The sequence below is a fragment of the Chryseobacterium sp. FH1 genome (assembly GCF_000735135.1).
GTDB lineage: Bacteria > Bacteroidota > Bacteroidia > Flavobacteriales > Weeksellaceae > Epilithonimonas.
The window spans coordinates 1,256,212-1,268,887 of record NZ_JPLZ01000006.1 but is presented as its reverse complement, the minus strand read 5'-3'; the positions used below and the strand labels follow the sequence as shown (position 1 = coordinate 1,268,887).

At 35.9% G+C, this 12,676-nt stretch carries 8 protein-coding genes; 4 read left to right on the top strand and 4 right to left on the bottom strand.

The features are described from left to right. Nucleotides 1-108: 108 nt before the first annotated feature. Complete coding sequence (locus tag IO90_RS12665) at nt 109-405, bottom strand: GIY-YIG nuclease family protein (protein ID WP_034969105.1); 297 nt, start codon at nt 403-405, stop codon at nt 109-111. A 309-nt stretch (nt 406-714) separates the two neighbouring features. Here IO90_RS12665 and IO90_RS12660 point away from each other — a divergent pair, with 309 nt between their 5' ends. Further along, nucleotides 715-3,531: an aminopeptidase N gene (locus tag IO90_RS12660; protein ID WP_034967096.1), complete on the top strand. Its 2,817-nt coding sequence runs from the start codon at nt 715-717 to the stop codon at nt 3,529-3,531. Between the two features lie 744 nt (nt 3,532-4,275). Continuing rightward, nucleotides 4,276-4,974 carry a hypothetical protein gene (locus IO90_RS18910; protein ID WP_131450879.1) on the top strand — a complete coding sequence of 233 codons (699 nt, stop codon included), beginning with the start codon at nt 4,276-4,278 and terminating at the stop codon, nt 4,972-4,974. Nucleotides 4,975-5,036: 62 nt separating this feature from the next. Here IO90_RS18910 and IO90_RS12650 read toward each other — a convergent pair whose 3' ends face one another. Together IO90_RS12650 and IO90_RS18455 are read right to left on the bottom strand one after the other, a co-directional pair. Continuing rightward, on the bottom strand, nt 5,037-5,810 hold the full coding sequence (locus IO90_RS12650; protein WP_034967088.1) for a T9SS type A sorting domain-containing protein: 774 nt from the start codon (nt 5,808-5,810) through the stop codon (nt 5,037-5,039). A 262-nt stretch (nt 5,811-6,072) separates the two neighbouring features. Then, entirely contained in the window at nt 6,073-6,855 is a 783-nt protein-coding gene (locus IO90_RS18455) for a T9SS type A sorting domain-containing protein (protein WP_051878646.1), read from the bottom strand. A 165-nt stretch (nt 6,856-7,020) separates the two neighbouring features. Here IO90_RS18455 and IO90_RS12640 point away from each other — a divergent pair, with 165 nt between their 5' ends. Beyond that, nucleotides 7,021-10,263 (top strand): hypothetical protein, encoded by a 3,243-nt coding sequence (locus IO90_RS12640; RefSeq protein WP_410492589.1) that lies wholly within the window; start codon nt 7,021-7,023, stop codon nt 10,261-10,263. A 284-nt stretch (nt 10,264-10,547) separates the two neighbouring features. On the opposite strand, the gene IO90_RS12635 is transcribed toward IO90_RS12640, so the two are convergent. Then, a complete protein-coding gene (locus IO90_RS12635) occupies nt 10,548-11,369 on the bottom strand; it encodes a sulfurtransferase (protein ID WP_034967084.1) in 822 nt (273 codons plus the stop codon). Between the two features lie 276 nt (nt 11,370-11,645). Between IO90_RS12635 and IO90_RS12630 the strand changes: the two genes are divergently transcribed. Beyond that, the gene (locus IO90_RS12630; RefSeq protein ID WP_034967081.1) at nt 11,646-12,611 is read left to right on the top strand and encodes an NAD-dependent epimerase/dehydratase family protein; all 966 of its coding nucleotides are present in this window, start codon (nt 11,646-11,648) and stop codon (nt 12,609-12,611) included. Nucleotides 12,612-12,676 lie beyond the last annotated feature (65 nt).

Below are 12,676 nucleotides of genomic sequence, written 5' to 3'. Positions count from 1 at the left end.
CGAAACTAATTTTAATGTCAGCCTGTCGCCGAACTATAAGCATTGTCAGTCTGAGGCTCTCGAAGACCAATAATACTTCAAAAATCTTCAGATCTTTTCCATATAAAGTTACCGATTCGGAAATTTTCTCTTTGCGAGATTAGGTAATTTCTCCCATTCATCATTTATGATTGCTTCCTTTTTCGCTCTGCTCCAGCCTTTCACTTGTTTCTCAAAAGCTATCGCCTGATTCACATCATTGAATTCTGTATAATAAACTATTTCGACAGGTCGTCTTGTATAAGTGTAAGAATTCGGGTTTTGTCCATTTTGGTGATAAAGAAAACGTGTTTCTAAATCATTTGTCACTCCTGTGTAATAGGTATTATCTGTGCAAAGCAAGATGTAAACGTAGTATCTTATCATCATTGTGTTTTAATCAAAGTTAATTAAAATTGGAAAAAGCGGAGCTTTTGAATTTTTTATTGGTCTTCGAGAGCCTCAGACTGACAATCCGTGACGGTTTTCGAGAGCTTCAGACTGACAATTGTAGGATTGGATATTTGCAAAAACATTCTTACTTCAAAATTTATAAGGAAAAGCTTTGCTTTAAGTTTTTACATGCCTTCTAGAGCCTCAGACTGGCAACGTTGGGCTTCAGCAAAAACTTTAACAAACATAACCCACACTTCATCAGAAAAAATTAGTAGTTTTGATAAGTACTGATTGTTCCTGATGAAGCGTCTTTTTTGTGTCTTGGTTTCGTTTTCCTTTAATTTCTGGGCGGTTGCTCAGCAAGACAGTATTCGGTTGAATGTGAAACTAAATGATGACCAAAAATCCATTTCTGTGGAGCAGACTTTGGTGTATCACAATCCGCATCGGAAATCCCTTAATCAGATCAAACTTTTGAATTGGGTTTCGGCTTATCAGAAAAGGAAAACGCCACTTCTCAAAAGGAAAATTGAAGACCGGAAGAATGATTTGTATTTTGCTAAAGACGAGCAACTGGGAAAATTGGAAAGTCTTCAGTATTCTTATAACAATACAACATCCGAAATCCTTAACACGAAACAGGAAAAGATTTTCGTTCCACTTTCTGAAGCTTTGAAGCCGGGCGAAAGTGTTACCATTAATTTAAAGTATAAGATCAAACTTCCAGATGCACGTTTTACCGGTTATGGAATCAATGTGAATCATATTTTGCTTAAATATTTTTTCCTCGTTCCAGAGACTTTCGAAGATGAAAGCCAGAGCAATTCTTTCTATCGCGATACGGAAGAAACCGCAAATGCTGGCTCATTTTGGAGAGTGAATTTTGAAATTCCCAAAAACTGGAAAATCTATTCTAATCTGATTCAAAATAATGATTTTGAGTTTGAAGGAAAATCGATCAATGATCCTGAGTTTCAAATCTCGAAAGAAATCTATCCTGAGTTTTCTCTCACTGTTGATGGGCAAAATGTAAAAGTGGATCTGGGTTATCAAACTAATGAATATCAACGACAAATATTAAGTTCAGTTCTGACGAATCATCTAAAATTCATAAAATCAAGAACTGGAAATCTTCCTGAAAAGCTTTTCATTACTGATAAATTTATGAAGAAGGAAGAGTTTATTGGGATTGATGACATCAAGTTTTGGAAATTCAAATTCCAGATGTTCACGGATTATGAGAAGACAGATCTTGATTACTTCAGCACCATTTCCAAAAAAGTGATGGACGAATATTTCATCAGTAATAAAACCAAAGACCACTGGCTCAAAAACGGTTTGAAGTCTTATCTCGAAATTCAATATTTGAAGCAAAATTATCCAAATCATAAATTGATTGGAAATCTGGCGGACAATGCCAATATTTTTGGAATCAAACCGTTGAAAATATTCCACGCTTCGAAGTTGAAATTGAATGAACGCTACGGATTGGCGTATCATTATATTTACACTCAGAATCTGGATCAGAAAATAGATACGCCTTTTTACGAATTAAGCAATTTCAATACGACTGCGATCAGCCAGTTCGAAACAGGAAGTTTACTAAATTACCTCTCTGAATATCAAGGCAATGAATCTTTTGATTATTTTTTAAAACAATACTTTTCTGAGCATTACCAAAGTGAAGTTGTAGGCGATGATTTCTTAAGTAATCTTGAAAATCATTCTAATGGAAAATCTGCTTTCCTGAAAAAAATGATGGCAGAAAAGCACCGTCTCAACTTTAATCTGAAAAGTTTTGATGAAGCAGACAATGATTATTTTGTTAAAATCCATAAAAACAATTCGGAGATCATTCCTTTAAAAATCGAAACTGAAAAGAAATCGGGGGAAAAAACCACCTTTTGGAAAGATGGAAATTTGCAGAAAAATGACACGATTTCTGTTCCGGAAAATCAAACTAACAAAATTGTCCTGAATGACGATTACATATTTCCTGAAGCCAATTTTAGAGACAATTATCTTTATACAAAGGGGATTTTTTCTAATATGAAAAAGATCAGATTCAAGTTGATCAAAGACATTCAGAATCCGGAATACAATGAGATTTTCATCACGCCGAGATTGACTTTTAACGCTTATGACAAGGTTCTATTCGGGATGAATTTCAAAAATCAGGGAATTTTTGATCAGAAATTTAATTATTCTGCAACACCATATTACAGTTCTGGAACAGGAAAACTGACAGGTTCGGCTGGATTAGGCTACTCTATTTTGCCTCCCGACAGTTTCTTTAGAAGTTGGAATTTTGGTGTTTCGGGATCGTACTTTCATTATGATAATGATTTGGCATACAAGAAATTTGGAGCATCAACATCATTAAACTTTAATAAAAACCCGAGAAGTGCGATTGGAAGAACATTGTATCTGGGCTACAATTATTACGAGAGAGACCTCTCACCGTTGATGATCGCGAATAACGACTATTCAAAATATAATCTTTGGAATCTTGGTTACGCCTACTCCGACAATCGTATGATCCACGAGCAATATATCAGTGGAAACGTACAATGGATGGAGGATTTTCAGAAGATTTCTGCGGAAGCATTCTACCGTTGGGAGTTTGCGAAAGACAAGAAGATTAGTTTTCGTTGGTTTGCTGGATATTTTGTAAAAAATGAAACTAAAAATGCATTGTTCAATTACGGAATTTCCAGAGTTTCCAACTATTCATTTTCTTACGGATTGTTGGGGCAAAGTGCAACTTCGGGGATTCTTTCTCAACAGTTTATATTGGCTGAAGGTGGTTTCAAATCTTATTTCAACACATCTGTCAATCAGTTTATCACCAGTTTCAATGTGGATTCTCATCTTTGGAAGTGGTTCAATCTTTATGCTGATGCCGGCGTTTACAAAAACAAAAACCATTCTGCAAAATTCATTTGGGATTCTGGTGTGAAGGTGAAAGTGATTCCGGATTTCTTGGAGGTGTACTTCCCTATTGCATCCAGTTTAGGCTTCGAACCTGGATTCAAGGATTACGGTTATAGAATCCGTTACACCTTAGTTCTTAATCTTGGGGCATTGATCAATAATCTGAGACGTGGTGTTTTTTAGGAATCTATTATTTATTCCGAGAATTTCATTTATTCTTTAAAAAATCTCAATTAACTTTTATCTAAACATTTTAATAATTAATTTGTGCCTATGAAATTTAACAACTATTTTTTCACAGTACTATTTTGCTGTTTTTTTATATGTTTACTTTATACGTCTCAAGGCTTAATTCTAGACGATTCTTATATCACTTTTAACTATGCAAAAAACTTCGCAACATATTTCAAACCTTGGTACAATTTAGACTCAGAATTTCAAGGCAATGGTCAAACCAGCTTACTCTGGATGTGGATTTTAGCATTATTTCAATTCATAGGTATCAAGCCAGAAATCTCCTTTTATTTTATAAATGCAATTCTTGGTTGCTTGCTTTTATATCGTTTCATCAAATCGACATTTTTTGTAAATAAGAAAGATATAATTGGGAGTATTTTCTACCTCTCAATGATTTGTTTTTTCACGTATTGGCTTGCTTTGAACGCAAGTCACGGGTTAGAAACTATTTTGGCAACTGTCTTATTATATCTTTTTTTCTCCAATTGGAAAAACCCTAAAAACTATTATGCCATATTGCTTGTTTTGGTAAGACCAGAATTTGCTATTTTTAATATATTTTGGATATTAAGTTCAAAGTTTTTTTCTAGAGATTTTTTTCTGAAAGCGGGGATTTCTCTATCCGGATTTTTAATATTTGCGGTGTATTATTTGGTGTTTTTTGACTTTTATCTTCCATTACCTTTATTGTTGAAGTCTAGCTTAAGCAGTTATACATTGGCTGGAGTCAAGGTTTTCGTAGGCTATATTGTTGTTTTTTCACCCATCATCTATCAATTTTTTAGAAATAAAAAATACTTACAATTATCGCCACTGGTTTTCTTAATATTCTACTACACCTTCAACATCAACAGTTATTCTTCCGGAATTTACATCAGATATCTATTCCCATTGACTATTTATTTTTTCTTCATTGTAATAGAAAAAGCATTGATAATGAGGATTCTGATGGTACTATCTATGTTGAGAATGTGTGATTTGAGTTTTAATTTTCATGAACATACATTAGGTATAATTGATGACAATCAGGGTTTTAAAAACAGTTACGGAAAGATAGCAGAATACACGACAGCCAAGGATCGTATTTTGGTTTTTGACGCAGGTTACACCGCTTATTTTACAAATGCTGTTTGCTATGATGGATTAGGTTTGAATGATGCCACCCTTCTTTTGGCGGCAAAAAATAGAGATTGTGAAAAATACAAAGATTACTTGGTAAGAAAAAGAATCAACTACATAACATTAGGATCCTCCTCTCGTAAAGAATTCAGACCAAGAGTTGGCACAGAGAAACTTGTGCACGAATGTATGGATCTGAAAAGCCCAACTAAAATCTATCCACTATATTCTGGATATTATTTATTTGTTTATAAGTTGGAAACCCACTAAATTGCCAAACAAAAAAGGCTCCCTAAAATTAGGGAGCCTTTTATTTTTAAGAAAAACTTATATTAGTTTTTGATCACTTTTCTAGAGATTTTGTCAGCACCGTTATCAACAGTTACGATGTAAGCACCTTTAACCAAAGATTGAGTGTTTACAGATCCACCGTTATCAACTCTGTTTGAAGATACTAATTTTCCTTCTACTGAATAGATGTTTACTGTAGATTTAGCAGGAAGTTTGAAAGTAATTTGATCTTTCACGATTGTATTGAACTGAACTGCTTTGTCAAAACCTGCAACATCAGAAACCGCCATAGATCCTTTCACGTAGAAAGCGATATCATCAAATAAGATCACACCATCTCCTGTATTATTTTCTGGGTATACTCTCACGCCTGGTCTAGCTAAAGTAGCACCTGCAGTTGGCTGAGCTTCTGCTGAGAAGAATTTCCATTCTGGAGAATCTGTAGAATAGTCAGCTCCTTGCATATTATTTGCTCCTGTATCACCTGAAGCTGTTCTAAATTGGTTCCAATATCTAAATCTAGCTGTAGGAGTGTTATCCAAATACCATCCTGAAAAAACATAAGTTGTCCCTGCTACCACTGGTGTATCAGCAGTTGGGCTCATTGTTCTGTTTCCTGTTGCTGGAGAAGGAAAACCTGCAGAGAAAGAACCACTTTTAGCAGTTGATGATTGTACCATATTTGCTCCAGTTGGGATAAACCAACCATCTGGTTTTCCGTCTGTCCAAGTTTCGAAACTACTGTTTGGAATTGTGTTTTGTGCAGACATTAGTCCGATAGCTGTAATGCTTAAAATTGTAAAGATTTTTTTCATTTTATTAAAGTTTAAATTGTTTCTTTTTTATATTTTATAAAGGGATGCTAAGTTAATCAAAAAATGCATACGCCAAAATATTATTTATTTTTTAACATTCTGTAGATTATTTACTGTATTTATCCAGAACATTCATCTCTTTTTTCTCCGCACAAAAGTATAGATATTTATACTCTTATATGTTAAGCCTGTTTTAATTATAAAAAAAAATAACGCACTCCTTTTAAAGAATGCGCTATTAAATATTTTAGTTACCAAATAATTATTTTTTGATAATTTTCTGAGAAACAGTTTGTCCGTTTACAACAGCTGTTACTACGTAAGTTCCTTTCACCAAATTAGAAACATCCAATCTTGAGTTTTCAGAAACCTCAGCAGTTTTTACTACTTGACCATTCATATTTACAACAGATACTTTTGCAGAAGCACCAAAGATCAATTCGTTTGAAACGATTGTATTTTTCACCAAGTTAGCTTTTCCTTTTGTAGCATCTACAACTGCCATTGTAGGAACATTAAATTTAACGTCGTCAAGATATAATCTTGAAGTTGCTGTAGGAGCAGTTGCATAAGTTAATTCAAATTTGAATCTGAAAGAAGTACCAGTTTCTGAAGTCGGTATGCTATAAGTATATCCAGTGCTTGAAGTTGTTAAAACAAATGTCTGTGGATTAACCCAAGTTGTCCCACCATCTGTAGAATAAGATACAATTACATTGATCCCATTAGTATTAGCTGCATTAAATGTTACAGTAGAAATACCAGTTGAATTGAAGTTAGTATAAGTATATGCTCTACTTGTAGCAGAAGATGTATACCATCTCATTTGCATAGACTGATTTCCTGTCAAAGCTGATGTCGTAGAAGGCGTTCCAAAAAAAGTACCCCACTGTTTTCCAGTTGCACCAGAAAAAGCAACATCTGTATTGTTATAAACATTACCTGCAACAAATCCGTCGGTTGATTCGAATCCCGTGCTATAAGCTTGTGCATTTAAGGTTGCAGTCAAAGCTACAACTGCTAATAAAGAATAGAATTTTTTCATAATATAAAAATTTAAAATTGTTATTGTTTTTTGTTTTCGTTTTGTCTGTCGCAAATATAAAATTTTATCTTGGGCTACAATTTTCAGAGGCCCTTTCCCGTTTTAAATAATTGTTAATTCGTTCCAAAGCCTATTATTAGTACTTTTACAACATCATAACAAAGGGTGCCAAAGATAAACAAAATTTTATCGTTAATACTGACTTTTTGTGCCTTAATCTCGGTTAATGCACAGATATTCAGTTGGAAAAACCCAAATATTCCGCAAGATTCCCTTAAAAAAGACAGCATTCTCATCTCAAAAATCAATCGCGATTTTTTCACCAAAGACACGCTCGACTTCATCAAAAAACAAAATAAAATCATTTATGACGAAGAAGTGCTCGTAAAAAATGACAAAAAAAGAATCCTCGGAGAACTCAATTCAAAAGGCTCCATCATCCGAGGAATTACTTTTGGGAACAACCAAGGATCGTCGGTTCAGAGTTCGATGGATATGCAAATCTCAGGAAAGCTGAGTCCTGATGTTTCTATTTTGGCTTCGATTTCTGATCACAATCTTCCCGTTCAGGCGGATGGTTACACGCAGACTTTGCAGGAATTTGACAAAATCTACCTTCAGCTTAATATCAAAAATCACAGCATCATAAGAGCCGGACATTTGGATTTGAACGATGAAACCACCTATTTCGGACGTTATCAAAGAAGAAGCATGGGTTTGCAATTTCTCACGAATTGGGAGAAAAATGGAAACAAAACTTCGGTAGATGTTTCCGGTGGTGTTGCCAGAAGCGAATTCTTCCGAATGCGTTTTCAAGGGATTGAGGGAAATCAAGGTCCTTATCGATTGACGGGGAAAAACGGCGAACTTTTCATTACAATTATCTCAGGTTCGGAACAGGTTTTCATTGATGGGATATTGATGAAGCGTGGCGAAAATCAGGATTACATTATTAATTATAACACCGGCGAAATCACATTCACGAGTTTCCGTCCGATTTACAAACAGAATTTCATCAACGTTTCCTACAATTACACCAATCGAAATTACACCAGATTTCTCGTCACCGGAAACATCAAGCATCAACGTGAAAAACTAAGAGCAAGTTTCAGTTGGTTTATGGAAAATGACAATAAGAATGCGCCACTTTCCCTCAACCTAAGCGAAGAAGACCAGCAACAATTGGTGAATGCAGGAAACGACCCGAATTTGATGTACTCTCAATCCGGCGTGGAAACGGAATATGATGTCAATAAAATCCTGTATAAAAGAATTTTCTCAGGCAGTTCTTTCTATTACGAATTTTCTACAGACCAAACGCAAACGCTTTACCAAGTCGCTTTCACCTATTTTGGAAGTGGAAAAGGCGATTATCAATTGCAACAAAGCACCAACAACGGTCGGGTTTTTCAATACGTCGGAACTGGATTGGGCGATTATTTGGCCGTTCGGAAATTGCCGGCGCCGGAAAAATCCCAAGTTTATTCTGCCAATGTGGAATATGCCTTGAATGAAGGCGTGATTGGAACTGATGTTTCTCTGAGCAATTATGACCTCAATATGTTTTCGTCAAGAGATAACGAGCAAAATATTGGTTATGCGACAAGGATTTATGCCAACAAGACCTTCCGAAAAAACACTTGGACTGGAACACCGATGCTAGAATATCAAGTCATCCAAAAGAACTTTCATATTCTGGACCGTATAAACAATGTCGATTTTTGGCGGGATTTCAATTTGACCAATGAGTTTAACCAAATCACACAAAACCGTTTCATATTCTCTTTCCTTAATGATTTCAATAAAACGTCGAAAATCAATTACAAACTGAATTACCTCGAAGAAAGCGATACTTACAAAGGAATCAAAAACGACCTCGATGCACTTTTGAAAATCGGAAAGTTCGAAAACCTAGCGTCGGTTTCCTACCTTGACACCAAATCGACTGACCTCAACACAACCTTCATCCGTGGTGCAGTTTCTACGGAATTGGCTGGCAAAAAAGGAAGTTGGATGTTGGGTGGCTCGATGGAACACAACGAGAAAAAGTACAACTTGACACAAAATCTGGATGTGACGAGTTTCAGTTGGAAGGAATTATTCGTTCAGAAAAAAATCGCCGATTCTACGAGAACGAAACTATTGACAAAACTCTACTACAGAAGCAACGATTCCGTGCAGGACAACCGTTTGCAGAAGATGAACAACATTCTCGGGATAATGGCGGAAAGCCAAATCATCAAAACCGAAACCACGCAATTATCGACATTAGTTCATTATAGAAAGTTCTTTTATGAGAATCAAAGTTTGGCAAATGACCAGAATCAGGACTTTGTGGTAGGAAATATTCTGTACAATCAACAGCTTTTCAAAAACGGAATGAGGTTGCAGTTTTTCTACGAACTTGGAAATGGACAGGAAGCACAACGGGAATTTCAATACATCAAAGTTACTGATGGACAAGGCGTTTACAAATGGACGGATTACAACAACGACGGCGTTCAGCAAATTGATGAGTTTGAAATTGCAGAATATGCAGATTTAGCCCAATACATCAGGGTTTACACGAATAGCGTGAATTATCTCGCTTCCAACAAAAACAAATTGCAATTGGCTTTGTTCGTGAATCCGTCCGTCATCATCAGTTCTCAAAATGAGTTTTTGAAACGTTGGAATTTCAATCTATCATTGCTTTCGCAGAATTCTTATCTTAAAAATGACCAGGTTCTCGTTTGGAATCCATTCGAAAAACAAGCGGACCAATTACTGAGAACGCAGAATATTTTAGCTTCGGCTTTGTTCAATTCCAGCGCAAAATCCGGTTGGAACGGAAGTTATCGATACACAGACAATGACAATCTCATCAACGCCAATTTCAGCAATGAAGCGCACAGCCAGAACTCGCATTATTTGAATATCGGTTATTCTTTCACGAAAACGTTCCGTACCGATTGGGAAAACTCTTACCATAACATTTCGAACAGTTCGCAGGTTTACGACTCTAGAAATTACCTCCTTCAAAACTGGGAAACGAAACCAAAAGCGACTTACAAACTTACTGAAACTTTGCAAACAGAACTTTTCAGCGCACTTCGTCAAAAGAAAAGAACGGATGGCGAGGAACTTTTGAAAACTTACGAAATCTCCGGAACGCTTCAATGGGAAAAAGTAAAAACGTCTGTGCGAGCGAATTTCTCTTTCATTAATAATGACTTTACCGGAAATAACTTCAGCATCGTCGGAAATCAAATGCTGGAAGGTTTGAAGGTTGGGAAAAACCAAGTCTGGTCCTTGTTCATCCAGCAATCCATCAACTCTTTCATTCAACTCAATGTGAATTACGAAGGCAGAAATTCCGGTGAAAGAACGATTCATATTGGAAGTATGCAGATTCGGGCGAGTTTTTAGAGTGGGAGGATTGGAGATTTTGAGGGTTTGGGAGTGGGAGGATTGGAGAGTGAATATGTTGGTGGATGGGAAGCGTTATAGCTCTGTAAGAGCGAGATGTTTGTAGAAAAAAAAGCTCCATTCTTTTAAAGCTCCGTAGGAGCGACACTATAAATTATCATTCTGACAAGCACCAACAAACATTTTGCTTCTATGGAGCTAGAATATCAAAACTACGTCAATTTAAAACTTCAAAACTCTCCAATCTGAAATCAAAAAAACATTACTTTCTCAAACTCTCCCACTCAATTCCTGCTCCACTCGCTCCAACTTCCAACATACAAATTGGGAATTTCGAAGCCAGCATAATCCAAAGCTAACAAAGAATGACAAGCCGTCACGCCACTTCCACAATGGAAAATGATTTCCTTTGAATCTTTGTTTTTGAAAAACTCGGTATATTTTTCTTTCAGAATTTCAGGCGATTTGAACAATCCGTTTTCATCCAAGTTTTCTGAAAAAGGAAAATTCTCAGCGTTTGGAATATGTCCAGCTACCAAATCAATTGGTTCTGTAATCCCTTGATAACGTTGAGCTTCACGAACATCGACAATCAAATTATCTGAATTTTCGGTTGCGGTTTTTACATCATCAATCCAAACTTGCGGTAATTGCCAATCATTAAAATCAGAAACATAGTCTGTTCCGGGATAATTTTCATTTCCCGAACTCAATGGATAATTCTGATTTTCAGCAAATTGTAAGCCTCCATTCAAGACCCGCACATTCTTATGACCAACTGCTTTCAGCATCCACCAAAATCTCGCGCCGGCATTTGCTCCGTTCTTATCATCGTAAATCACAACTTCTGAATCTTTATCAATCCCAAACTTTCCTAAGGTTTTAATGAAATTTGAAAACGCGGGAAGTGGATGTCGTCCGCCGATTTTCGGGTCTTCAATTTCTGCTAAATCAGTATTCAAATCCACAAAAATGGCGTGCTTCAAATGTTTTTTCTGATAATCCTCTTTTGCATTTGGACCAGTTCTCACATCGAAAATTCGGAGTTGTGGGTGGTTTGAAATTTGAAGAAGCTCATCGATATTGATAATTGGATTTGTTTTCATAAAGATTTCATTAATGATATTTGGAACTGAAATTGTAAAGCATTAAAACAATCTAAAAATATTAAAAAAACCAAATAGACACAGAGAAACATTCTTTTTATTTTGGTTAAAAAGTAAAATAGAAAGAATTGAAATCTATTCGACCTGATTTTAATAAAAACCTATGTGTCTATGTGGTTCAAATTCTATTCTATCATTATTAAAAATCTTTTGCTGTTGAAAAAATTTTAACCAAATATTTAAATTAATTAGATTTGCGAATCAATAAAAATAAAAATGGAAACACCTAAAGAAAAAATCCTAATCACGGGCGCACTCGGACAAATCGGAACGGAACTGACGGTAAGATTGTCGGAAATCTACGGCAAAGAAAACGTCATCGCCTCCGGACTCGACAAATGGAAAGAAGGCATCACGGAAGCTGGCTATTATGAAAGACTTGATGTGACTAATTTTCAAGCAGTTACAGACGTGATTAAGGAACACAACATCACTACAGTTTATCATCTAGCGTCATTACTTTCTGGAACGTCGGAAAAACAGCCTCTCTTCGCTTGGAAACTGAATCTTGACCCATTGATCCATCTTTGCGAATTGGCAAAGGCAGGAACGCTTAAAAAGATATTCTGGCCAAGTTCTATCGCTGTGTTTGGAAAAGGAATTCCGAAAGAAAATGTGGGACAAGAAGTGGTTCTCAATCCGACTACTGTTTACGGAATTTCCAAAATGGCTGGCGAAAAATGGTGCGAATATTACTTCGAAAAGTATGGTGTTGACATTAGAAGTATCCGCTATCCTGGTCTGATTTCTTGGAAAGCGCCGGCAGGTGGAGGCACCACAGATTACGCCGTTGAGATTTTTTACGAGGCTGTGGAAAATGGAAAATATACCAGTTTCATCAAGGAAGATACGGCGATGCCAATGCTGTATATGGATGATGCAATTGATGCGACAATCAAGCTGATGACAGCGCCCAAAGAGCAGGTGAAAATTCGCTATTCTTACAACCTAGGCGGGATGAGATTTACGCCGAAAGAATTGGCAGATGAAATCAAAAAAACGATTCCAAATTTCGAGATAAAATACGAGCCAGATTTCCGTCAGGAGATTGCAGATTCTTGGCCAGCCAGCATTGATGATTCGTATGCAAAAAGCGATTGGGGATTGGATTATAAATTTGATATTTCATCAATGTCGATAGATATGATAAATAATCTTAAGAAGAAACTAGGAAAAAATTAAATCTAAAAGTAAAAATTTAAATCAAATAGTTTTTAACATCTGATTTTTACATATTTAAAATAAAA

Coding starts and splice junctions, on each gene's coding strand:
- IO90_RS12665 (WP_034969105.1), bottom strand. CDS start 405: ATGATAAGATACTACGTTTACATCTTGCTTTGCACAGATAATACCTAT.
- IO90_RS12660 (WP_034967096.1), top strand. CDS start 715: ATGAAGCGTCTTTTTTGTGTCTTGGTTTCGTTTTCCTTTAATTTCTGG.
- IO90_RS12650 (WP_034967088.1), bottom strand. CDS start 5,810: ATGAAAAAAATCTTTACAATTTTAAGCATTACAGCTATCGGACTAATG.
- IO90_RS18455 (WP_051878646.1), bottom strand. CDS start 6,855: ATGAAAAAATTCTATTCTTTATTAGCAGTTGTAGCTTTGACTGCAACC.
- IO90_RS12635 (WP_034967084.1), bottom strand. CDS start 11,369: ATGAAAACAAATCCAATTATCAATATCGATGAGCTTCTTCAAATTTCA.
- IO90_RS12630 (WP_034967081.1), top strand. CDS start 11,646: ATGGAAACACCTAAAGAAAAAATCCTAATCACGGGCGCACTCGGACAA.